This window comes from Mycobacterium sp. TH-M103 (assembly GCF_057473785.1).
Genome location: NZ_JBYCLG010000157.1, coordinates 1 through 23,513 on the forward strand (window position 1 = coordinate 1; position 23,513 = coordinate 23,513).

Genomic DNA, 23,513 nt, shown 5'->3' on the forward strand with positions numbered 1-23,513 from the left:
GTGTCCGTCGTCTTCGTGCCGCCGAAGTTCGCCAAGGACGCGATCATCGAGGCCATCGACGCGCAGATCCCGCTGCTGGTGGTCATCACCGAGGGAATCCCGGTGCAGGACACCGCCTACGCGTGGGCCTACAACCTGGAAAAGGGTGGGAAGACGCGGATCATCGGGCCGAACTGCCCGGGCATCATCACTCCGGGCGAGGCGCTGGCGGGCATCACCCCCGCCACCATCACCGGCTCCGGGCCAGTCGGGCTGGTGTCCAAGTCCGGGACGCTGACCTACCAGATGATGTACGAGCTGCGCGATTTCGGCTTCTCGACGGCGATCGGCATCGGCGGCGACCCGGTGATCGGCACGACCCACATCGACGCCATCGAGGCCTTCGAGAAAGACCCCGACACCAAGATCATCGTGATGATCGGGGAGATCGGCGGCGACGCCGAGGAGCGTGCGGCCGACTACATCAAGGCCCACGTGTCCAAACCGGTGGTCGGCTACGTCGCGGGGTTCACCGCGCCCGAGGGCAAGACCATGGGCCACGCCGGGGCCATCGTGTCCGGCTCCTCGGGCACCGCGGCCGCCAAGAAGGAGGCCCTCGAGGCGGCCGGGGTCAAGGTCGGCAAGACCCCGTCGGAGACCGCGGCGCTGGCCCGAGAGATCCTGGGCAGCCTCTAGTGTCGCGCGACCGGCGGCCCGGGTGTGAGCCCGGGACCGCCGTGCGGTAGATAGTTACGCTATGAATCTCGATCCGCGCACGCCCGTCGTCGTGGGCGTCGGCCAGTCCGCCGAGCGCATCGACGACCCCGGCTACCGGGCGATGTCGCCGGTCGAACTGGCCGCCGCCGCTGCCCGCGCCGCCCTCGTCGACTCCGGCGGTGACGTCGACGCGGTGGCGGCGGCCGTGGACACCGTGGCCGGCGTCCGGCAGTTCGAGATCTCCGGGCCGGTCGCCAAGGCCGTGCTGGGCTGCTCGAACAACTATCCGCGGTCGGTGGCCAATCGCCTTGGCGCCCACCCGGCTCGCGCGATTCTGGAGATCGTCGGCGGCCAGGGGCCCCAGCACCTGATCAGTGAGCTGGCCGCCGGGATCGCCGCGGGCCGGTCGGAGGTCGCCCTGGTCTTCGGGTCGGATGCGACGTCCACGCTGCGGCACTGGGCGGGCCGCGACGACAAGCCGGACTTCACCGAGACCGTGGACGGCGACCTCGAGGACCGCGGCCACGGCATCGAGAAGCTCATCTCGCGCTACACGGTCGTCCACGGTCTGACCAGTGCGCCGATCCAATACGCGCTGCTCGAGAACGCCCGCCGGGCCGGCACCGGACAGGGGCCCGGCGAGTACCGGCGGACCATGGCCGAGCTGTTCGCACCGTTCACCAAGATCGCCGCCAACAATCCGTTCGCGGCCGCCCCGGTCGAGCGCAGCGTCGACGAACTGGTCACCGTGACCGAGAGCAACCGGATGATCGCCGAGCCGTATCCGCGGCTGATGGTCGCGCGCGATCAGGTCAACCAGGGTGCGGCCGCGCTGCTGATGTCGGTGGGGACGGCGCGGCGGCTGGGCGTGCCCGAGGACAACTGGGTCTACCTGCACGGGCACACCGACCTGGAGGAACAGGCGCTGCTGGACCGCCCGGACCTCGGCCACTCCCCGTCGGCCGTCCTGGCGGTCCGCGAGGCGCTCGCGATGGCCGGCATCGGCGTCGACGACGTCGCCACCTTCGACCTCTACAGCTGTTTTCCCGTGCCGGTGTTCAACATCTGCGACGGCATGGGCATCGCGCCCGACGACCCCCGCGGGCTGACCCTGACCGGCGGGTTGCCGTTCTTCGGAGGCGCCGGCAACAACTACTCGATGCACGCGGTCGCCGAGACGGTCGCCCAGATGCGGAAGATGCCGGGGCGGTTCGGCCTCGTCGGCGCCAACGGCGGGATCCTGAGCAAGTACTCGGTCGGCGTGTACTCCACCACGCCGGCGGGGTGGACGCCGGACCGCAACGCGCAGTTGCAGGCACAGGTCGCCACGTGGCCCACCCAACCGGTCACCGAGACCGCCGACGGCCGCGGCACTGTCGAGACCTACACGGTCCGCCGCGACGACGGACGCCCGACCGGCATCATCATCGGCCGGCTCGAGGACGGCAGCCGGTTCCTGTCCACCACCGAGGACGAGGACCTGATCGCGCTGCTGATCGACGGTGACCCGTTGGGGCGCGAGGTGCGGGTGCGCTCCTTCGACTACGGCAACCGCTGCTACTAACAGCGGTGTTCGCCGGGCCCTGCCCGGCCACCAGACGCAGAATCGCACGCCGCTGCGCGGCTTGGTGCGATTCTGCGTCTGCTCGCGGGTCAGACCAGGGCGGCGAGCTTGCCGGCCAGTCGCTCCACGTAGGCGACGACCTCGTCGTCGGGACGGTCGGGCAGGCCGAACAGCACCTCGGTGACCCCGAGTTCGGCCCAGCGCGCCAGCTTCTCGGGCACCGGCTTGAAGTCCAGCGCCACGATCTGCGGGGCCCCGTCGCGGCCGGCGGCCGCCCAGATGTCCTGCAGTTGCTTGACCGGGCCATCGATGTCGAAGTCGCGGGGCGTGGTGATCCAACCGTCGGCGCTGCGGGCGATCCACTTGAAGTTCTTCTCGTTGCCCGCGGCGCCCACCAGCACCGGAATGTGCGGCTGAACCGGCTTGGGCCAGGCCCAGCTGGGCCCGAACTGGACGAACTCGCCGTCGTAGGCGGCCTCTTCCTGCGTCCATAGGGCCCGCATCGCCTCGATGTATTCGCGCAGCATGGTGCGGCGTCGCCCGGGGGGCACACCGTGGTCGGCGAGTTCGTCGGTGTTCCACCCGAACCCGACACCCAGGCTGACGCGACCGCCGGAGAGGTGGTCGAGCGTGGCGATGCTCTTCGCCAGCGTGATCGGGTCGTGCTCGACGGGCAACGCGACGGCCGTCGACAGCCGGACCCGGGAGGTGACGGAGCAGGCGGCGCCCAGACTCACCCACGGGTCCAGCGTGCGCATGTAGCGGTCGTCCGGCAGTGACTCGTCACCGGTCGTCGGGTGAGCCGCTTCGCGCTTGACCGGGATGTGGGTATGTTCCGGGACGTAGAACGTCTGGAAGTTGTGGTCGTCGGCCAGCTTGGCGGCTGCCGCCGGGGAGATGCCGCGGTCACTGGTGAAAAGCACAAGCCCGTAATCCATGCCGAGAATTAGAACGTGTTCTACCTGTGCGGGGCAAGCGGACCGTCGCGGCGACGGGCCGGTCGTACCGGCGCAGCAACCCGAACGTGCGCTAGCGTGGTTGATCGACCGCGGGGCAACTCGAGCGCAGGGCGATCGGCGTTGACACGGCGCCGGCAGCGCGCCGCACTGCAGCAGTGGCCTGGCGCCGCGACGGACTGGAAGCAACAGGAGGAGTCATGACCTACTCGGCCGGTAGTCCCGGTTACCCGCCCACGCAGCCCGGCGGCTCCTACTCGGGCGCGACACCGTCCTTCACCAAGACCGACGACGCGGCCAAGCTCCCGGTCTACCTCACCGTCGCGGTCGTCGGACTCGGCCTGGCGGTCTACCTGCTGAACTTCGGTCCCACCTTCATCATTGGCGCCGAACTCGGCCCGAGCGCCGGCGGCCGCGCCGGCGATGCCGGCTACGCGGTCGACGTCTCGGTGCTGGCCGGGCTGCTCGCCGCGGTGTCCCTGCTGCCCAAGGCGAAGAAAAACCTGGGCGTGGTCGCCGTGATCGCGGTGCTGGGCGCGTTGATCGTGATCACCGAGATGATCAACACGCCCGCCGGCTACGAGATCGGATGGGCGCTGTGGCCGCTGCTGGCCTGCAGCGTGCTGCAGGGGATTGCCGCGGTCCTCGCGATCCTGCTGGAGGCCGGCGTGGTCACCGCGCCGGCGCCGCGGCCCAAGTACGACCCCTATGCGCAGTACGGGCAATACGGGCAGTACGGACAGTACGGCGCGCAGCAACCGCCCGGCGGGTACCACGGTCAGCCGGGTGCGCACGAGCACGGCGGCCCCCAGTCGCACAATCCCCAGCAGCCCCCCGGCTACGGACAGCAGCAGTACAGCGGCTACTCGCGGCCGAGCCAGAGTCCCACCCAGAGCGTTTCGACCGGTGGATCCGGTCCGTTCAGCGCCCCGCCCGCGGCGCCGCAGGGTCCGTCCACGCCGCCCACCGGTTTTCCCAGCTTCAGTCCGCCACCCATGGTCGGCACGGAAAGCACCGGGTCCGCGGGCGGGTCGGCCCCGGCCGACCGCTCCGGCCAGGGCGGGGAGCAGCAGTCCCACGAACAGGGGCAACAACAGTCGCCGTCGTCATCCTCTGGCCCGGCGTCGGGCTGACCGCGCGTTCTCGCGCCTAGTCGGGCACGTGCGCCCAGAGTGACACGGGTGGAGGACTATCGGGCGGCGGGGGCCCGCCAGGGGCGTGACCTCCTGCGGGTCGCGTTCGGCCCCGGCGTGGTGGCGCTTGGCATCATCGCCGCCGTCACGCTGCTTCAATTGCTGATCGCCAACAGCGACATGACGGGCGCCCTGGGGGCCATCGCCAGCATGTGGCTCGGCGTGCACGGCGTGCCCATCTCCATAGGCGGTCGCGAGCTGGGTGTGCTGCCGCTGTTGCCCGTGCTGTTGATGGTCTGGGGTACCGCGCGCAGCACGGCACGCGCGACCTCTCCGTACTCGTCGTGGCTCGTGGTTCGCTGGGTTGCCGCATCGGCGCTCGGCGGGCCCATGTTGATGGCGGCGATCGCGCTGGCGGTGATCCACGATGCGTCGACGGTGATCACCGAACTGGAGACGCCCAGCGCGCTGCGCGCGTTCGCCGGTGTGCTGGTGGTACACGCCATCGGCGCGGCGATCGGCGTCTGGTCCCGCGTGGGCCCGCGGTTGCTGGCGATCTCCGCGCTGCCGTTGTGGCTGGGTGACTCCCTGCGCGCGGCCGCGGCCGGTGTGCTGGCGCTGGTGGGGCTGTCCGGCCTGGTGACGGCGGGGTCACTGGTTGTGCACTGGGCCACCATGCAAGAGCTCTACGGCATCACCGACTCGATATGGGGGCAGTTCAACCTCACTGCGCTGTCGGTGTTATACGCACCCAACGTCATCGTCGGCACGTCGGCGGTCGCGGTCGGGTCCAGTGCCCATCTCGGCTTCGCGACGTTCAGTTCCTTCACCGTTTTCGGCGGCGACATCCCGGCGTTGCCCATCCTGGCCGCGGCGCCCACACCGCCGCTCGGACCCGTATGGGTGGCTCTGCTCATCATCGGCGCGTCGTCGGGCGTGGCGGTCGGCCAGCAGTGCGCCCGGCACGCGCTGCCCCTGGTTCCGGCGGCGGCCAAGCTGCTGGTCGCCTCGGTGGCCGGGACCCTGGTGATGTCGCTGCTTGCCTTCGGCGCAAGCGGTCGGCTGGGCAACTTCGGCGAGGTCGGCGTGGACCAGGACACGCTGGCGCTCGGCGTGTTGTTCTGGTTCACGGTCATCGGCTGGATCACCGTGGTGATGGCCGGCGGCGTACGGCGTCGCCCGCGGCGGCCCAAACCCAAACGCGCGCCCGCCCCGGCGACCGACGAACCGGCCGATTTCGCAGGGGTGTTCGCCGGGGAGCAGGAGCCGGCCGCCGATTCCGTCGATTCCGGCGATCCCGCCGAGCCTGCCGAGGCGGCGGACACCGACGTGTCGCCGGCCGAGGAGCCCGGACAGCGGCCGGATTGACCGTCCCGCTGGGGCGCACGGGACCGGGCGTTGACGCCGGACTCCGCGCGGGACGGGTCCCGACGGCGTTCGACTAGGCTCTGCGTGTGCTTGAACCGCTCCGCGTGCCCCCGAGCGCGCCGGCGCGAGTGGTGGTGCTGGCTTCGGGCACCGGTTCGCTGCTGGCCTCGCTGATCGAGGCCGCCACCGGCGACTATCCCGCCCGGGTGGTCGCCGTCGGCGCGGACCGAGACTGCCCGGCCGTCGAGATCGCCGCGGCGGCATCCGTGCCGGCATTCGTGGCCCGGCTCGCCGACCATCCCGGCCGCGAGGCCTGGGACGCCGCCATCGCCGACGCCACCGCCGCTCACTCGCCCGATCTCGTCGTGTCGGCAGGCTTCATGAAAATCCTCGGGCCACAATTCCTTTCACGCTTCTACGGCCGTGTCATCAACACGCATCCCGCGCTGCTGCCGGCGTTTCCCGGCGCGCACGGCGTGGCCGACGCGCTGGCCTACGGAGTGAAGGTCACAGGCTGTACGGTGCACCTGGTAGATGACGGTATGGACACCGGGCCGATCCTGGCGCAGCAGGCCGTCCCGGTACTCGACGGCGACGACGAACAGACGTTGCACGAACGCATCAAAGTCACCGAGCGGCAGCTCTTGGTGGACGTGGTGGCCGCGATCGCAACCGGTGGCATGACCCTGGCCGGGCGACAGGCGACGATCGGACGAAAGGCGATCATAGGATGAGCACCGACGACTGGCGGGAATCGGCGAGGAGGCCGATCCGCCGCGCGCTGATCAGCGTCTACGACAAGACCGGGCTCATAGAGCTGGCCCGGGGACTGGCCGCGGCGGGCGTAGAGATCGTTTCCACCGGGTCCACGGCAAAGACCATCGCGGACAAAGCGATCCCGGTGACGCGCGTGGAGGAGCTGACCGGGTTTCCCGAGGTGCTCGACGGCAGGGTCAAGACGCTGCATCCGCGGGTGCACGCCGGACTGCTGGCCGATCTGCGCAAGCCCGAGCACGCCTCCGCCCTCGAGCGGCTGGGGATCGCGGCGTTCGAACTGGTCGTCGTCAACCTGTATCCCTTCACCGAAACTGTCGAATCCGGTGCGAGCGTCGACGAATGCGTCGAGCAGATCGACATCGGCGGCCCGTCGATGGTGCGCGCCGCGGCGAAAAACCATCCCAGCGTCGCGGTGGTCACCGACCCGCTCGGGTACGACGGCGTGCTCGCCGCGGTGCGGCACGGTGGGTTCACCCTGGCCGAGCGCAAGAAGCTGGCGGCCCTGGCATTTCAGCACACCGCCGAGTACGACATCGCGGTCGCGAGCTGGATGCAGTCGACGCTGGCGCCCGAGCATCCGCCCACCGCGTTCCCCGAGTGGTTCGGCCGCAGCTGGCGTCGTTCGGCGATGCTGCGCTACGGCGAGAACCCGCACCAGCAGGCGGCGCTCTACGCCGATCCCGGCGCCTGGCCCGGCCTGGCGCAGGCGGAACAGCTGCACGGAAAAGAGATGTCCTACAACAACTTCACCGACGCGGATGCGGCATGGCGGGCCGCCTTCGACCACGAGCAGATCTGCGTGGCGATCATCAAGCACGCCAACCCGTGTGGCATCGCGATCTCGTCGGTATCGGTCGCGGACGCACACCGCAAGGCCCACGAGTGCGATCCGCTGAGCGCGTTCGGGGGGGTGATCGCGGCGAACACCGAGGTCACCGTCGAGATGGCGGAGTATGTGAGCACCATCTTCACCGAGGTGATCGTCGCACCGGCCTATGCGCCCGGCGCCGTCGATGCGTTGACGCGCAAGAAGAACATCCGGGTCCTGCTGGCCTCCGAGCCGCTGACCGGCGGCGCCGAGCTGCGACCGGTGAGCGGCGGCCTGCTGATGCAGCAGCGCGACGAGCTCGACGCCCACGGTGACAACCCGGCGAACTGGACCCTGGCGACCGGATCGCCGGCCGACCTGGCGACGTTGACCGATCTGGTCTTCGCCTGGCGCACCTGCCGCGCGGTCAAGTCGAACGCGATCGTGATCGCGGCCGACGGCGCGACCGTCGGGGTCGGCATGGGACAGGTCAACCGGGTCGACGCGGCGCGGCTCGCCGTAGAACGCGGCGGCGACCGGGTCCGCGGCGCGGTCGCGGCTTCCGACGCGTTTTTCCCGTTCCCCGACGGGCTCGAGACCCTGGCCGCCGCCGGCGTGAAGGCGATCGTGCATCCGGGCGGATCGGTGCGCGACGAAGAGGTCACCGCAGCGGCCGCCACGGCCGGTGTCACGGTCTACCTGACCGGAGCCCGGCATTTCGCGCATTGAGGCGATCCGGATGACGCACGTCGCCGCGCGTCGTAGCGTGGAGTCGTGACTTCACCGAGCAACCTGCCCCGCACGGTCGGCGAATTGCGTGCCGCCGGGCACCGCGAACGGGGCGTCAAGCAAGAAATCCGGGAGAATTTGCTGACCGCGCTTGCCGCCGGCCCCGACGTGGATGAGATCTGGCCCGGGATCCTGGGCTTCGAGGACACCGTGTTACCGCAGTTGGAGCGGGCGCTGATCGCCGGCCACGACATCGTCCTGCTCGGTGAGCGCGGCCAGGGCAAGACACGGCTGCTGCGGGCGCTGGTCGGCCTGCTCGACGAGTGGACGCCGGTGATCGCCGGGTCCGAACTCAGTGAGCACCCCTACACACCGATCACGCCGGGATCCATCCGGCGTGCCGCCGAGTTGGGCGACGCCCTGCCGATCGAGTGGAAGCACCGCAGCGAGCGCTACACCGAGAAACTGGCCACCCCCGACACCAGCGTCGCCGACCTGGTCGGCGACATCGACCCGATCAAGGTCGCCGAGGGTCGCAGCCTCGGGGACCCCGAGACCATCGCCTACGGCCTCATCCCGCGGGCGCACCGCGGCATCGTGGCGGTCAACGAACTTCCCGACCTGGCCGAGCGCATCCAGGTCTCGATGCTCAACGTCATGGAGGAGCGCGACATCCAGGTACGCGGCTACACGCTGCGTCTGCCGCTGGACGTGCTGGTGGTGGCCAGCGCCAACCCGGAGGACTACACCAACCGCGGGCGCATCATCACCCCGCTCAAAGACCGGTTCGGCGCCGAGATCCGCACCCACTATCCGCGTGAGCTCGACGCCGAGATCGGCGTGATCGCCCAGGAGGCGCACCTGAGCGCGCAGGTGCCCGACTACCTGATGCAGGTGATCGCCCGCTTCGCCCGCTACCTGCGGGAGTCCAACTCGGTCGACCAGCGGTCCGGCGTCTCGGCGCGGTTCGCGATCGCGGCGGCCGAGACCGTGGCGGCCGCCGCCCGTCATCGCGGTGCGGTGCTGGGGGAGACCGAGCCGGTGGCGCGCGTGGTCGACCTGGGCACGATCATCGACGTGCTGCGCGGCAAGCTGGAATTCGAGTCCGGTGAGGAGGGCCGCGAACAGGCCGTGCTCGAGCACCTGCTGCGCCGCGCGACCGCCGACACCGCGTCGCGGGTGCTGGGCGGCATCGACGTCGGCTCCCTGGTGGCCGCCGTCGAGGCGGGTTCGGCGGTGACGACGGGCGAGCGGGTGTCGGCCAAAGACGTGCTGGCCGCCGTGCCGGGGCTGCCCGTCGTGGACAAGATCGCGGCCAAGCTCGGCGCCGAATCCGAGGGCGAGCGTGCCGCGGCGCTGGAGTTGGCGCTGGAGGCGCTGTATCTGGCCAAGCGCATCGACAAGGCCTCCGGAGAGGGCCAAACCGTCTATGGCTGAACCGATCAGGGGGCACTCGCTTCGCTACTCGGCGTACACCGGGGGGCCCGACCCCCTGGCTCCGCCGGTGGATCTGCGCGAGGCCCTCGAGCAGATCGGTGCGGACGTCATGGCCGGGACCTCGCCGCGCCGCGCGCTGTCCGAACTGCTGCGCCGCGGCACCAAGAACATGCCCGGCGCCGACCGGCTGGCCGCCGAGGCGAACAAGCGTCGGCGGGAGTTGTTGCGCCGCAACAACTTGGACGGAACCCTGCAGCAGATCAAGGAGCTGCTCGACGAGGCCGTGCTGGCCGAGCGCAAGGCGCTGGCGCGCGCACTCGACGACGACGCACGTTTCGGCGAACTGCAGCTGGACGCGCTGCCGTCGTCGCCGGCCAAGGCCGTCCAGGAGCTCTCCGACTACAACTGGCGCAGCGACGAAGCCCGCGAAAAGTACGACCAGATCAAGGATCTGCTGGGCCGTGAGATGCTCGACCAGCGTTTCGCCGGCATGAAGCAGGCGCTCGAGGGCGCCACCGACGAGGACCGCCAGCGGGTCAAGGAGATGCTGGACGACCTCAACGGGCTGCTCGACAAGCACGCCCGCGGCCAGGACACGCCGCAGGACTTCCAGGACTTCATGGCCAAGCACGGCGAGTTCTTCCCGGAGAACCCGCGCAACGTCGACGAGCTGCTGGACTCGCTGGCCAAGCGCGCGGCCGCCGCGCAGCGCTTCCGCAACAGCCTGAGCCCGGATCAGCGCGCCGAACTGGACGCGTTGGCGCAGCAGGCATTCGGCTCCCCGGCGCTGATGCAGGCCCTGGATCGGCTCGACGCCCATCTGCAGGCGGCGCGCCCGGGTGAGGACTGGAGAGGGTCCGAGGAGTTCTCCGGGGACAATCCCTTCGGCATGGGAGAAGGCGCCCAGGCGATGGCCGACATCGCCGAACTCGAGCAACTGGCCGAGCAGCTGTCGCAGAGCTACCCGGGTGCCACGATGGACGACGTCGATCTCGACGCGCTGGCGCGCCAGCTCGGGGACCAGGCCGCCATCGACGCCCGCACGCTCGCCGAACTGGAACGCACCCTGGTCAACCAGGGCTTTTTGGACCGCGGGTCCGACGGCCAGTGGCGGCTCTCGCCGAAAGCCATGCGCAGGCTCGGCGAGACCGCGCTTCGTGATGTGGCACAACAACTTTCGGGTCGACGCGGTGACCGCGAGCTGCGCCGCGCGGGCGCGGCGGGGGAGATGACCGGCGCGACCCGGCCCTGGCAGTTCGGTGACACCGAGCCGTGGAACATCTCGCGCACGTTGACCAACGCGGTGCTGCGCGAGGCGGGAACCGCGACGCTGGACGGCCCGATCAGGATCACCGTCGACGACGTCGAGGTGTCCGAGACCGAGGCCCGCACCCAGGCCGCAGTGGCGCTGCTGGTCGACACCTCGTTCTCGATGGTGATGGAGAACCGGTGGCTGCCGATGAAGCAGACCGCCCTGGCGCTCAATCACCTTGTGTGCACGCGGTTCCGGGCGGACGCCTTGCAGATCGTCGCCTTCGGCCGCTACGCGCGGACGGTGACGGCCGCCGAGCTCACGGGTCTCGAGGGGGTCTACGAGCAGGGCACGAACCTGCACCACGCGCTGGCCCTGGCGGGCCGGCACCTGCGGCGCCATCCCAACGCGCAGCCCGTCGTGCTGGTGGTGACCGACGGCGAGCCGACCGCCCACCTGGAGAACTTCGACGGGGAGGGGTCGGGTTCTGCTGTGTTTTTTGATTACCCGCCGCATCCGCGGACCATCGCGGCCACCGTGCGCGGGTTCGACGACATCGCCCGCCTCGGCGCGCAGGTGACGATCTTCCGGCTGGGCAGCGATCCCGGCCTGGCGCGGTTCATCGACCAGGTCGCCCGGCGGGTCGAGGGGCGGGTCGTGGTGCCCGACGTGGACGGGCTGGGCGCGGCCGTGGTGGGCGACTACCTGCGGTCCCGGCGACGGCGCCGCTGACGGCTAGGGGCGGCGGTTGCGGGCCTTGCGCTTGATGCCCACCCCGCCCCACAGGGAGAAGCCGCGGATGTGGACGGTCGGCGCCCCGGGGGTGCCCTGGCCCACGACGGCGCGATCGAAGCCCCCCATCACGCCGCGGCCGTGGATCTCGACGTTCACCTCCGGCGGCAGCAAAATGTTCTGCATGCCCATGATCGACACGGCGTGGATCTCGACCTCGGTCGAGGTGAAATCGGCGTAGCGCAGGTCCAGCACCCCGCTGCCCCAGAACGTGAAGGTGGTCAGCTTCCTGGGCACGTTCCACCGGCCGCGTCGCTCGAATCCGCTCACCAGCGCCAGCAGCAGCGTGGAGGGCGCCGGGTTGGGGGTGCCGCCCCGGCGAGGGTTGACCGTCGAGCAACCCTGCAGGTCGGCCCGCAGCTGATCCAACTCCTCGTACGTGGTCGCCGCATACGCCTTGGTCAGGCGTTCTTCGTAGTCCTTGAGCTGCAACCGGCCCTGCTCAGCCGCGTAGGCCAGCAACTGCGCGATCTGGATGCGATCGGTGTCGGCCGCGCGCGACGATACGTCACGCGTGTCCTTCGCATCGCGTTGCGCTGAGTTGCTCATCACCACGAGCCTACGACGTCCAGATTTTGCTGCAAGAGGGTTGGCTAAACTGCAACGTACCCAACGGTTGTGCGCATTCGCGGGCCGGGTCGGGCCTCTCTTCTTGTTAGACGTCTGGCGAACTTGCCCAGCTGGGCTGCCGCTTCTGGAGAAACGCCAGCATCCCCTCGCGCGCCTCCGCGGAGACGAACAGCCGCGCCGATTCTTCGCTGAGCCGGTCGGCGTCGCGGTCGAAGCCCTCCAGCACCGCCGCCGTGGTCAGCGCCTTCGATGCGGCAAGCCCCTGCGGGGAGCCGCGCCCGATGTCGGCGACCAGCCCCGCGACCGCGGCGTCCACGTCGTCGACGGCCATCGTGACCAGCCCGATCTCCGCCGCCTCGGCGGCGTGGAAGGTCGTGCCGGTGAGGTAGTAGCGGGCCGCGGCCCGCGCCGACATCTTCGGCAGCAACGTCAGCGAGATGATCGCCGGGGCGACACCGATGCGGGCCTCGGTCAGCGCGAAGGTGCTGCGCGGGCCGGCGACGACGATGTCGCAGGCGCCGACGAGGCCGAACCCACCGGCCCGGACGTGCCCGTCGATGGCGCCGATCACCGGCAGCGGCGAGGAGACGATGGCCCGCATCACCGCGGTCATCTCGCGGGCCCGGGCGACGGCCATGTCGTATGGCGACGTTGGTGGCGACCCGCTTCGCCCGGCCGCGCCGCCGGCCTCGCTCAGGTCGGCACCGGCGCAGAATGTGCCGCCGGCGTGCCCGAGCACCACCAGCCGCACGGCCGGGTCCGCCGCTGCGTCGCGCAACCCCTGGTGCAGTTGGCCGACGAGCGCACTGGACAGCGCGTTGCGGTTGTGCGGCGAGTTCAGCGTCAGGCGGGCGACCGGGCCGCCGCTGTCGGCGGGCCCGGCGTACTCGACCAGCGTCTCCATCAGTAGGACCGGGGCAGGCCCAGCGAGGTCTGCGCCACGAAGTTCAGCACCATCTCGCGGCTGACCGGGGCGATCCGTCCCAGCCGCGCCGAGGCCAGCATGGCGGCGACGCCGTACTCCTTGGTCAGCCCGTTGCCGCCCATCGACTGCACGGCCTGGTCGACCGAGCGGGTGGCGGCCTCGGCCGCGGCGTATTTGGCCATGTTGGCGGCCTCGGCCGCGCCCGCGTCATCGCCCGCGTCGTAGAGCGTTGCGGCCTTCTGCATCATCAGCTTGGCGAGTTCGACCTCGATGTGGCACTGCGCCAACGGATGTGAGAGGCCCTGGTGCGCGCCGATCGGCGTGCCCCACACCTGGCGGGTCTTGACGTAGTCGGCGGCCTTCTTCAGCGCAAACCGGCCCATTCCCACCGAGCTGGCCGCACCCATGATGCGTTCGGGGTTGAGCCCTGCGAACAGCTGCGCGATCGCGGCGTCCTCGGCGCCGACCAGCGCGTCGGCGGGTAGCCGGACGTCGTCGAGGAAGACCTGGAACTGACGCTCGGGGCTGACCAGTTCCATTTCGATTGCGGTGTAGGTGAATCCGGGCGCATCGGTGGGCACCACGAACAGCGCCGGGCGTAGCTTGCCGGTCTTGGCCTCCTCGCTGCGGGCCACCACCAGCACCGCCTGCGCCTGGTCGATCCCGGAGATGTAGACCTTCTGGCCCTTGAGGATCCAGTCGCCGCCGTCGCGGCGGGCGGTCGTGGTGATCTTGTGGGAGTTGGATCCGGCGTCGGGCTCGGTGATCGCGAACGCCATCGTCAGCGTCCCGTCGGCGATGCCCGGGATCCAGCGCTTCTTCTGCTCTTCGGTGCCGAACTTGCTGATGATGGTGCCGTTGATGGCCGGGGAGACCACCATCAACAGCAGCGCGCTGCCCGCGGCCGCCATCTCCTCCATCACCAGCGACAGCTCGTACATGCCCGCGCCGCCACCGCCGTACTCTTCGGGCAGGTTCACACCGAGGAAGCCGAGTTTGCCTGCCTCGGACCACAATTCGGTCGTGTGCTGGTGTGCGCGCGCTTTTTGAAGGTAGTAGTCGGCGCCGTAGTTGGACGCCCACTCGGCCACCGCCTTGCGCAGGGCGCGGCGTTCCTCGTTCTCGATGAAGCTGGTGTCGGTCACCGTGGATCTCCTTCTGCTTCGGGCGCGTCGACTCGCGCCGGCATTGGATGGTCGTGACCCGCCGCGCCCGGCTCTGCCGCGCTTGCGATCACTCCGGGGCTTGGATGGTCGTGACCCGCCGCGCCCGGCTCCGCCGCGCTTGCGATCACTCCCAGAACAGCGCCTACCTCGACTTGCTGACCGGTGCCGACGTTGAGTTCGGCCAGGATGCCGTCGGCCGGCGCGGTGATGGTGTGTTCCATCTTCATCGCCTCCAGCCAGATCAGCGGCTGGCCGGCGGTGACGGTGTCGCCGACGGCGGCGCCGAGCCGGATGACGTTGCCGGGCATGGGCGCGACGAGCGATCCCTGTTCGACGGCTGCGCCCGGCTCCGGGAAGCGGGGCAGCGCCGCCAGGTGCACGGGCCCGAGCGCCGAGTCGACGTAGACGTCGTCGCCGTACCGCGCGACCGCGAAGCTGCGGGCCACGCCGTGCTCGTCGGCCAGCACCACCTCGTCCGCGGCGGCCGAGACGAGCCGCACCGAAGGGTCGGTGGGAAGCGTCAACCCGCTTCTGGTGTAACGGTATTCGATGCGGTGCTCGCCGCCTTCGGCGTCCCGGAAGGCCTTGACCTGGTAGCCCGACGCCAGGTTTCGCCAGCCGCTCGGTATCGAGCCGAGCACCCCGGAGGCTTTGGCCACCGCGCGGTTGTGTGCGGCGTCGGCGAGCGCGGCTGCGAGCGCGGACATCCGGACCGCCGCGGCGCCGGCCAGCGGCGCGGCGAGTTCCGGCAGTCCGTGGGTGTCGAAGAACGCGGTGTCGGTCGCGCCGTCGAGAAACGCCGGGTGTCGCAGCACGTTGACCAGCAGCTCGCGGTTGGTGCGCACGCCGTGCACGCGGGCGCGGGCCAGTGCGTCGGCCAGTATCCGCGCCGCGCGGTGGCGCGTCGGGGCATAGGAGATGACCTTGGCCAGCATCGGGTCGTAGTGAATCGACACGGTGGAACCGGCGACAACACCCGAGTCGAGCCGGATGCCGGTGCGCCATGCCAACGTCTCGAACCGCGTCCGGACCGACGGCACCTCGAAGGCGTGCACCGATCCGGCCTGCGGTTGCCAGCCCTGCGCCGGGTCCTCGGCGTAGAGGCGGGCCTCGATCGAACACCCTCGAGCGGCAGGGGGCTCGGCTCCGAGGGGGTGCCCGTCGGCGACCGCGATCTGCAGTTCGACCAGATCCAGCCCCGTGGTCTCCTCGGTGACCGGGTGCTCGACCTGCAGCCGGGTGTTCATCTCGAGGAAGTAGAAGTCGCCGTTGGCGTCGGCCAGGAACTCCACCGTTCCGGCGCCGGTGTAGCCGATCGCGCTCGCCGCCAGCCTGGCCGCGTCGAACAGCTTGTCGCGCATGCCCGGTGTTCGTTCGACCAATGGGGAGGGGGCCTCTTCGATGATCTTCTGGTGGCGGCGCTGAATCGAACATTCCCGCTCCCCGACGGCCCAGACGGTTCCGTGGGTGTCGGCCAGGACCTGCACCTCCACGTGGTGCCCGGTCGGCAGGTAGCGCTCGCAGAACACGGTCGCATCGCCGAAGGCGGACTGCGCCTCGCGGCGGGCCGCGGCGACTTCGGCGGGCAGCGCGGACAATTCGCGGACCACGCGCATGCCGCGCCCGCCCCCGCCGGCGGAGGCCTTGACGAGCACCGGCAGCTGCGCCTCGGTGACCGAATCGGGGTCGAGTTCGTCGAGCACCGGAACGCCGGCCGCGGCCATCAGCTTCTTGGACTCGATCTTGGAGCCCATCGCCCGTACCGCCTCGACCGGCGGCCCGATCCAGGTCAGGCCCGCCGCGGTGACGGCGGCCGCGAAGTCGGCGTTCTCCGAGAGGAATCCGTAGCCGGGATGCACCGCGTCGGCCCCGGCGGCGCGGGCGGCCGCGATCAGGGCGTCGGCGTTGAGATAGTCGTTGGTGTCGGCCAGCCGCACCCGGGCGTCGGCCTCGGAGACGTGGGGGGCGGCCGCGTCGGGGTCGGTGTGCACCGCGACGGTGCCCAGGCCCAGCCTGCGGCAGGTGGCGAACACCCGCCGGGCGATCTCCCCGCGGTTGGCGACCAGTATCCGAGTGATGCCCATGGGGCTCACATCCGGAAGACGCCGAAGTTCGACGTTCCCTTGATCGGGCCGTTGGCGATGGCGGACAGGCACATTCCCAACACGGTGCGGGTGTCGCGCGGGTCGATCACCCCGTCGTCGTAGAGCATCCCCGACAACACCAGCGGCAGGGACTCCGCCTCGATCTGCCCCTCGACGGCGGCGCGCATCGCGGCGTGGGCCGCCTCGTCGACCTGCTGCCCGCGCGCCTCGGCGGCCGCCCGGGCGACGATCGACAGGACGCCCGACAGCTGCGCCCCGCCCATCACCGCGGCCTTGGCGGACGGCCAGGCGAACAGGAACCGGGGGTCGTAGGCGCGGCCGCACATGCCGTAGTGCCCGGCACCGTAGGAGGCGCCGATCAGCACCGAAATGTGCGGGACGGTCGAGTTGGAGACGGCGTTGATCATCATCGAGCCGTGCTTGATCATCCCGCCCTCTTCGTATTCCCTGCCCACCATGTAGCCGGTGGTGTTGTGCAGGAACAACAGTGGGGTGTCGGAGCGGTTGGCCAGCTGGATGAACTGGGTGGCCTTCTGCGACTCCTCGCTGAACAGGATGCCGCGGGCGTTGGCCAGGATGCCCAGCGGATAGCCGTGCAGCCGGGCCCAGCCCGTCACCAGCGACGACCCGTACATCGCCTTGAACTCGTCGAAGTCGGAGCCGTCGACGATGCGCGCGATCACCTCCCGCGGGTCGAACGGGGTGCGCAGATCGGGGGGCACGATGCCGATCAGCTCCTCGGTGTCGAACAGCGGCTCGGTCACCGGGCCGGGCGCGGGGCCCTGCTTGACCCAGTTCAGCCTCGCGACGACGCGCCGCCCGATGCGGATGGCGTCGAGTTCGTCGACGGCGAAATAGTCGGCCAAACCGGAGACGCGGGCGTGCATTTCGGCGCCGCCCAGGGATTCGTCGTCGGACTCCTCACCGGTGGCCATCTTGACCAGCGGCGGACCCGCCAGGAACACCTTTGAACGTTCCTTGATCATCACCACGTGGTCGGACATGCCCGGCACATAGGCGCCGCCCGCGGTGGAGTTGCCGAAAACCAGTGCAATGGTGGGGATTCCGGCCGCCGAAAGCCGGGTGAGGTCGCGGAACATCTGCCCGCCGGGGATGAAGACCTCCTTCTGGGTGGGCAGGTCCGCGCCGCCGGACTCCACCAGGGAGATGACCGGAAGCCGGTTTTCCAGGGCGATCTTCTTGGCCCGCAGTATCTTGCGCAGCGTCCACGGGTTGCTGGTCCCGCCCTTGACGGTCGGATCGTTGGCGACGATCATGCATTCCACGCCGGAGACCGCGCCGATGCCGGTGACCAGGCTGGCGCCGACCTGAAAGGCGCTGCCATAGGCCGCGAGCGGGCACAGCTCCAGGAACGGTGAGTCCGGGTCGACGAGCAGTTCGATGCGTTCGCGCGCGGTGAGCTTGCCGCGGTCGTGGTGGCGCTCGACGTACTTGGGTCCGCCGCCCGCAAGGGCTTTGGCGAGCTCGCCGTCGATCTCGTCGAGCCTGGCGTTCGCCGCCGACGCCGCCTCGGCGTAGGCGGGGGCATGCGGGTCGAGCGTCGAGCGCAATACGGTCACGATTGATACCCCAGGGTTTTGGCGGCCAGTGCGGTGAGGATTTCGGTGGTGCCGCCGCCGATGCCGAGGATGCGCATGTCCCGGTATTGGCGTTCGACTTCGGATTCGGCCATGTAGCCCATGCCGCCGAAAAGCTGGACGGCCTGATGCGCCACCCATTCGCCGGCCTCGACGGCGGTGTTCTTGGCGAAGCACACCTCGGCGATCAGGTTGGTCTCGCCGGCCAGCTGACGCTCGACCACATTGCGCGAGTAGACGCGGGCCACGTCGATGCGCCGGGCCATCTCGGCCAGCGTGTTCTGCACCGACTGGCGCGAGATCAGCGGGCGCCCGAACGTCTCCGGGTCGCGGCACCACTGCATCGTCAGGTCCAGGCAGCGTTGCGCGCTGGAATATGCTTGGGCGGCGAGGCCGATGCGCTCGGACACGAAGGCCTGGGCGATCTGCAGGAACCCACTGTTCTCGGGGCCGACGAGGTTGGCCGCGGGCACGCGCGCGTCGGTGTAGGACAGCTCGGCGGTGTCCGAGGACCGCCAGCCCATCTTGTCCAGCTTGCGGCTGACCTCGAAACCCGGCGTGCCCTTCTCCACCACCAGCAGCGAGACCCCGGCCGCGCCGGGGCCCCCGGTGCGCACCGCGGTGACGACGAAGTCCGCGCGCACCCCGGAGGTGATGTAGGTCTTGGCGCCGTTGACGACGTAGTGGTCGCCGTCCTGCACCGCCGTGGTCCGCAGGTGGCCGACGTCTGAGCCGCCGCCGGGCTCGGTGATGGCCAGCGCGCCGATCTTCTCGCCGGCCAGCGTGGGCCGGACGAACTCCTCGATCAGCCGCGAGTCACCGGAGGCGATCATGTGCGGCACCGCGATGCCGCAGGTGAACAGGGAGGCGAAGACCCCACCGGGGGCGCCGGCTTGGTGCACCTCCTCGCAGATGATCACCGCGTCGGCGCCGTCCCCGCCGCCCCCGCCGACCGCCTCGGGGAAGCCCGCGCCCAGCAGGCCGGCATCTCCGGCGCGGCGATGCAGATCGCGCGGCAGTTCGCCCACGCGCTCCCACTCGTCGGCGTGCGGCAGGATCTCGCGTTCGGTGAACGCGCGCACCGTCTTTCGCAGCTGGTCGCGCTCAGGGGTGTTCCACAGAGTCATAAAAGCCCTTCCGGCACCTCGACGTAACGGCTGCGCAGCCACTCTCCGAGCCCCTTGGCCTGCGGATCGAACCGCGCCTGGTAGGCGACGCCCTGGCCCAGGATGCCGTTGATGACGAAGTTCACCGCGCGCAGGTTCGGCAACACGTGCCGGGTGACTTCGAACTCCGTCACCTCGGGCAGCAGCTCCCCGAGCGCCTCGACGGTCAACGTGTTGGCCAGCCAGCGCCATTGGTCGTCGGTGCGCACCCAGACCCCGACGTTGGCCGAGCCGCCCTTGTCGCCGCTGCGGGCACCGGCGATGCGGCCCAGCGGCACGCGGCGCGTCGGGCCTGCCGGCAGCGGCTCGGGCAGCGGTGGCGGGTCCGCGGGTGAAAGATCGAGAATTTCTGTGGCGCAGCCGATTTCGGTGCGGGAACCGTCGGGGTGTACGGCGACGTGCGGCACGGCGGCGGCATCGACGTACCCGGCGGTGAACACGCCGTAGACCTGACCGTCGCCCGGCGGGGCGGTCACGTGAAATCCCGGGTAGCTGGCGAGCGCCAATTCGACGGCTGCCGAGGAGAATTGGCGTCCGACGTTGGCGGGGTCGGGGTCGCGCACGACGCAGCGCAGCATGGCGCTGGCGGTCTCCTCGGTGTCGGCGTCGGCGTGGTCGGTGCGGGCCAGGGTCCACACCAGCTCGGCGGGCTTGACGGTGAGCGCGTCCTCGAGCTGGCGGCGCACCAGATCGGCCTTGGCCTCGACGTCCAGGCCGGTCAGCACGAAGGTCATGGCGTTGCGGTACCCGCCGATGCTGTTCAGCGACACCTTGAGGGTGGGCGGCGGCGGCTCGCCGCGCACCCCGCTGATTGCCACCCGGTCGGGCCCGTCGGAGGCCAACGCGATGCTGTCCATCCGGGCGGTGACGTCGGGGTTGGCGTAGCGGGCGCCGCCGATCTCGTAGAGCAACTGCGCGGTGACGGTGTCGACGCTGACCAGTCCGCCGGTGCCGGGGTGCTTGGTGATCACCGAGGACCCGTCGGCGTGGACCTCGGCCAGCGGGAAGCCGGCGTGCCCGAGGTCGGGAATCTCCGTGAAGAACGAATAGTTGCCGCCGCTGGCCTGGACGCCGCATTCGATGACGTGGCCGGCGACCACGGCGCCGGCGAGCCGGTCGTAATCGGTGCGGTTCCAGCCGAAGTGCGCGGCCGCGGCGCCCACCGTCACCGAGGCGTCGGTGACCCGGCCGGTGACCACGACGTCGGCCCCGGCGTCGAGGCAGTCGACGATGCCCCACGCGCCCAGGTAGGCGTTGGCCGTCAGCGGCGAGCCGAGCCCGAGTTGCCCCGCGCGCGGCGCCAGGTCGTCGCCCTCGACGTGGGCGACCCGGGCGTCGATGCCCAGCCGCGTGGCCAGGGCGCGCACGGCGTCGGCCAGCCCGGCCGGGTTGAGGCCGCCGGCGTTGGCCACGATGCGCACATCCCGGTCGCGGGCCTCGCCGAGGCAGTCCTCGAGCTGGATCAGGAAGGTCTTGGCGTAGCCGCGCTCCGGATGTTTCATGCGGTCGCGACCCAGGATGAGCATGGTCAGTTCGGCCAGGTAGTCGCCGGTGATGAAGTCCACGTCCCCGCCGGTCAGCATCTCGCGCATCGCCGAGAGGCGGTCGCCGTAGAAGCCCGAGCAGTTCGCGATCCGGACGGGAGCAACGGAAGCACCGGAAGCCGAGGCCATGGGCGCCCTCCGTTCCTCGACTCACCGCTGAGCACAACCAACCAACCGGTAGGTTAGCGGGTGCGGCCGGTGCCGCGTCAAGGCTCCTGTGCCGGCGCGCGCGGCCCATTTTGGCGCCCACGAGGCCAGCGACTATCCTGAAGGGCAATCGTCGCTCGTCCGGCCCGCCCGGCCATGCCGCGACATGCCCACCAGAAGCCCGAATGAGGAGTAAGGCCCGACCATGGCCACACCCAAGCGCAGGATGTCGCGCGCCAACACCCGAAGCCGCCGCGCGCAGTGGAAGGCCACCCGGACCGAGCTCGTCGGCGTCACGGTGGCGGGCCAGCGGCACAAGTTGCCCCGCCGCCTGCTCAAGGCGGCCCGTCTCGGCCTCATCGATCTCGACAAGCGTTAATCCCGCCGGACACCCGGCGCGCCTCTCAGGCCGCTCTCAGGCGCCGGGGCCAGACTGATGGCCGTGCGGATACTGGTCGTCGACGACGACCGCGCGGTGCGCGAGTCGCTGCGCAGGTCACTTTCCTTCAACGGCTATTCGGTCGAGCTCGCCCACGACGGGGTCGAGGCCCTCGACAAGATCGCGTCCGAGCGGCCCGACGCCCTGGTCCTGGACGTGATGATGCCGCGGCTGGACGGCCTGGAGGTGTGCCGCCAGCTCCGCAGCACCGGCGACGACCTGCCGATTCTGGTGCTCACCGCCCGCGACTCGGTCTCCGAGCGCGTCGCGGGCCTGGACGCCGGCGCCGATGACTACCTGCCGAAGCCGTTCGCGCTCGAAGAGCTGCTGGCGCGCATGCGCGCGCTGTTGCGCCGCACCAAACCCGACGATGACGATGCCGCCGAGTCGGTCGCCCTGCGGTTCTCCGACCTGGCCCTGGACCCGGTGACCCGCGAGGTGACCCGCGGGCAGCGGCAGATCAGCCTGACCCGCACCGAGTTCGCGCTGCTGGAGATGCTGATCGCCAACCCGCGCCGCGTGCTCACCCGCAGCCGCATCCTCGAGGAGGTGTGGGGCTTCGACTTCCCGACCTCGGGTAATGCGCTGGAGGTTTACGTCGGGTATCTGCGCCGCAAGACCGAGGCCGAGGGCGAGCCCCGGCTGATCCACACGGTGCGCGGCGTGGGTTACGTGCTGCGGGAGACGCCGCCCTGATGAGCCTGTTCCCGCGATGATCCGGTTCAACCGGCGACGTCGCACCGCCTGGCGGCCCGCCAGTTCGCTCTCCCTGCGGTGGCGGGTGATGCTGATGGCGATGTCGACGGGCGTGATGGTCGTCCTGTTGATGGACTTCGCCGTCTACGCCTCGGTATCGGCGGCGCTGTACAAGGACATCGACAATCAGCTGCAGAGCCGGGCGCAGCTGATGATCGCCAGCGGGTCGCTGGGCGCCGACCCCGGGAAGGCGATCGAGGGCAGCGCCTATTCCGACGTCAACGCGATGCTGGTTAACCCGGGCCGCTCCATCTACACCGCCCAGCAGCCGGGTCAGACGCTCCCGGTCGGCGCGCCGGAGAAGGCCGTGATCAACGGTGAGCTGTTGATGTCGCGGCGCACGGCGTCCGATCAGCGGATACTGGCCATCCACCTGCCCAACGGCAGCACGCTGCTGATCTCCAAGAGCCTCAAGCCCACGCAGGCGGTGATGAACCAGGTCGGCTGGGTGTTGCTGATCGTCGGCGGCATCGGTGTCGTGGTCGCCGCGGTGGCCGGCGGCATGGTGACCAAAGCCGGGTTGCGCCCGGTGGCCCGGCTGACCGCGGCGGCCGAACGGGTGGCGCGCACCGACGATCTGCGGCCCATCCCAGTGGTCGGCAGCGACGAGTTGGCCCGGCTGACCGAGGCGTTCAACCTGATGTTGCGGGCGTTGGCCGAGTCGCGGGAGCGGCAGGCCCGGCTGGTGACCGACGCGGGGCACGAATTACGCACGCCGCTGACCTCGCTGCGCACCAATGTCGAGCTGCTGATGGCCTCGATGGAACCGGGCGCGCCCCGGCTGCCCGAGCAGGAGATGGTGGATCTGCGCGCCGACGTGCTCGCGCAGATCGAGGAACTGTCCACCCTGGTGGGCGATCTGGTGGACCTGTCCCGCGACGACGCCGGCCAGGTGGTGCACGAACTGGTGGACATGTCCGAGGTGGTGGATCGCAGCCTCGAGCGGGTCAAGCGGCGGCGCAACGACATCCAGTTCGACGTCCAGGTCACCCCGTGGCAGGTCTACGGTGACTCGGCCGGGCTGTCGCGTGCGGCGTTGAACCTCATGGACAATGCCGCCAAGTGGAGCCCGCCGGGCGGCCGCGTCGGCGTCGGGATGAGGCAGCTCGACGACTCGCACGCCGAATTCGTGGTCTGGGATTACGGCCCGGGGATTCCGCCGCAGGAGCGCCGCCTGGTGTTCGAGCGCTTCTACCGGTCGACGACCGCACGGGCCATGCCGGGCTCGGGCCTGGGGCTGGCGATCGTGAAACAGGTCGTGCTCAGGCACGGCGGGACGCTTCGCGTCGAAGACACCGTGCCGGGTGGGCAGCCCCCGGGGACCGCGATCTATGTGGTGCTTCCCGGCCGGCCCATGCCGGGCGGGCCCTACGCGGCGGCCGCCGCGGACTTCGGCCCCGACGATCCCGGGGCTCACTCCGTGCCGGGCGCGCCCGCGCCGGGAAACACGGCGAACTCTGGGGAATCGGCGAACGTTATCTCAGTGGACTCTCAGTCCGCGCGCGCAAGGTAGTTGTGCAGTTACTGTTGGAATTCAGGTCGAGTCGTGCCCACACCAGCCGACATTTACAGGAAGAGCGAACTT

At 70.3% G+C, this 23,513-nt stretch carries 19 protein-coding genes; 11 read left to right on the plus strand and 8 right to left on the minus strand.

Annotation, left to right across the window (positions count from 1 at the left end):
- On the plus strand, window positions 1-675 hold a 675-nt coding region (sucD, locus tag AC2VOR_RS08905; RefSeq protein ID WP_486963630.1), incomplete at its 5' end, for a succinate--CoA ligase subunit alpha.
- Between the two features lie 61 nt (window positions 676-736).
- Complete coding sequence (locus AC2VOR_RS08910) at window positions 737-2,260, plus strand: acetyl-CoA acetyltransferase (RefSeq protein ID WP_369737183.1); 1,524 nt, start codon at window positions 737-739, stop codon at window positions 2,258-2,260.
- 89 nt (window positions 2,261-2,349) lie between these two features.
- On the opposite strand, the gene AC2VOR_RS08915 is transcribed toward AC2VOR_RS08910, so the two are convergent.
- The gene (locus AC2VOR_RS08915) at window positions 2,350-3,198 is read right to left on the minus strand and encodes an LLM class F420-dependent oxidoreductase (RefSeq protein ID WP_486963631.1); all 849 of its coding nucleotides are present in this window, start codon (window positions 3,196-3,198) and stop codon (window positions 2,350-2,352) included.
- A gap of 218 nt (window positions 3,199-3,416) precedes the next feature.
- Between AC2VOR_RS08915 and AC2VOR_RS08920 the strand changes: the two genes are divergently transcribed.
- The 6 genes from AC2VOR_RS08920 to AC2VOR_RS08945 all read left to right on the plus strand — a co-directional run bounded on the left by AC2VOR_RS08920 (window position 3,417) and on the right by AC2VOR_RS08945 (window position 11,452).
- The gene (locus AC2VOR_RS08920; protein WP_369737185.1) at window positions 3,417-4,349 is read left to right on the plus strand and encodes a DUF5336 domain-containing protein; all 933 of its coding nucleotides are present in this window, start codon (window positions 3,417-3,419) and stop codon (window positions 4,347-4,349) included.
- A 48-nt stretch (window positions 4,350-4,397) separates the two neighbouring features.
- Window positions 4,398-5,717 carry a cell division protein PerM gene (locus tag AC2VOR_RS08925; protein ID WP_369737186.1) on the plus strand — a complete coding sequence of 440 codons (1,320 nt, stop codon included), beginning with the start codon at window positions 4,398-4,400 and terminating at the stop codon, window positions 5,715-5,717.
- 86 nt (window positions 5,718-5,803) lie between these two features.
- A complete protein-coding gene (gene purN, locus AC2VOR_RS08930; RefSeq protein WP_369737187.1) occupies window positions 5,804-6,451 on the plus strand; it encodes a phosphoribosylglycinamide formyltransferase in 648 nt (215 codons plus the stop codon).
- Window positions 6,448-8,031, plus strand: coding sequence for a bifunctional phosphoribosylaminoimidazolecarboxamide formyltransferase/IMP cyclohydrolase (gene purH / locus AC2VOR_RS08935; RefSeq protein WP_369737188.1), 1,584 nt, complete (start codon window positions 6,448-6,450; stop codon window positions 8,029-8,031). The genes purN and purH overlap by 4 nt, the downstream gene beginning before the upstream one ends.
- A 45-nt stretch (window positions 8,032-8,076) precedes the next feature.
- Window positions 8,077-9,468: a sigma 54-interacting transcriptional regulator gene (locus AC2VOR_RS08940; RefSeq protein WP_486963632.1), complete on the plus strand. Its 1,392-nt coding sequence runs from the start codon at window positions 8,077-8,079 to the stop codon at window positions 9,466-9,468.
- A complete protein-coding gene (locus AC2VOR_RS08945) occupies window positions 9,461-11,452 on the plus strand; it encodes a vWA domain-containing protein (protein WP_369737189.1) in 1,992 nt (663 codons plus the stop codon). The genes AC2VOR_RS08940 and AC2VOR_RS08945 overlap by 8 nt, the downstream gene beginning before the upstream one ends.
- A 3-nt stretch (window positions 11,453-11,455) precedes the next feature.
- Here the strand turns inward: AC2VOR_RS08945 and AC2VOR_RS08950 are convergent, their stop codons facing one another.
- The 7 genes from AC2VOR_RS08950 to AC2VOR_RS08980 form a co-directional block, all read right to left on the minus strand.
- Window positions 11,456-12,061, minus strand: coding sequence for a DUF1707 SHOCT-like domain-containing protein (locus AC2VOR_RS08950; RefSeq protein WP_369737190.1), 606 nt, complete (start codon window positions 12,059-12,061; stop codon window positions 11,456-11,458).
- 106 nt (window positions 12,062-12,167) lie between these two features.
- Entirely contained in the window at window positions 12,168-12,986 is an 819-nt protein-coding gene (locus AC2VOR_RS08955) for an enoyl-CoA hydratase family protein (protein WP_369737192.1), read from the minus strand.
- Window positions 12,986-14,152, minus strand: coding sequence for an acyl-CoA dehydrogenase family protein (locus tag AC2VOR_RS08960; RefSeq protein ID WP_486963633.1), 1,167 nt, complete (start codon window positions 14,150-14,152; stop codon window positions 12,986-12,988). The genes AC2VOR_RS08955 and AC2VOR_RS08960 overlap by 1 nt, the downstream gene beginning before the upstream one ends.
- A complete protein-coding gene (locus tag AC2VOR_RS08965) occupies window positions 14,149-16,257 on the minus strand; it encodes an acetyl/propionyl/methylcrotonyl-CoA carboxylase subunit alpha (RefSeq protein WP_486963634.1) in 2,109 nt (702 codons plus the stop codon). The genes AC2VOR_RS08960 and AC2VOR_RS08965 overlap by 4 nt, the downstream gene beginning before the upstream one ends.
- Before the next feature lie 5 nt (window positions 16,258-16,262).
- Window positions 16,263-17,858, minus strand: a complete 1,596-nt coding sequence (locus tag AC2VOR_RS08970; RefSeq protein ID WP_486963635.1) for an acyl-CoA carboxylase subunit beta — start codon at window positions 17,856-17,858, stop codon at window positions 16,263-16,265.
- Window positions 17,855-19,003, minus strand: coding sequence for an acyl-CoA dehydrogenase family protein (locus tag AC2VOR_RS08975; protein WP_486963636.1), 1,149 nt, complete (start codon window positions 19,001-19,003; stop codon window positions 17,855-17,857). The genes AC2VOR_RS08970 and AC2VOR_RS08975 overlap by 4 nt, the downstream gene beginning before the upstream one ends.
- Window positions 19,000-20,715, minus strand: coding sequence for an acyclic terpene utilization AtuA family protein (locus tag AC2VOR_RS08980; protein ID WP_369737197.1), 1,716 nt, complete (start codon window positions 20,713-20,715; stop codon window positions 19,000-19,002). The genes AC2VOR_RS08975 and AC2VOR_RS08980 overlap by 4 nt, the downstream gene beginning before the upstream one ends.
- A gap of 223 nt (window positions 20,716-20,938) precedes the next feature.
- Here AC2VOR_RS08980 and rpmF point away from each other — a divergent pair, with 223 nt between their 5' ends.
- From rpmF to AC2VOR_RS08995, 3 genes are all read left to right on the plus strand, one after another.
- Entirely contained in the window at window positions 20,939-21,112 is a 174-nt protein-coding gene (gene rpmF, locus AC2VOR_RS08985) for a 50S ribosomal protein L32 (protein ID WP_369737198.1), read from the plus strand.
- Window positions 21,113-21,175: 63 nt separating this feature from the next.
- A complete protein-coding gene (mprA, locus tag AC2VOR_RS08990) occupies window positions 21,176-21,868 on the plus strand; it encodes a two-component system response regulator MprA (protein ID WP_369737199.1) in 693 nt (230 codons plus the stop codon).
- A gap of 16 nt (window positions 21,869-21,884) precedes the next feature.
- Window positions 21,885-23,441, plus strand: a complete 1,557-nt coding sequence (locus AC2VOR_RS08995) for a HAMP domain-containing sensor histidine kinase (RefSeq protein WP_486963637.1) — start codon at window positions 21,885-21,887, stop codon at window positions 23,439-23,441.
- The last annotated feature ends 72 nt before the right edge of the window (window positions 23,442-23,513 follow it).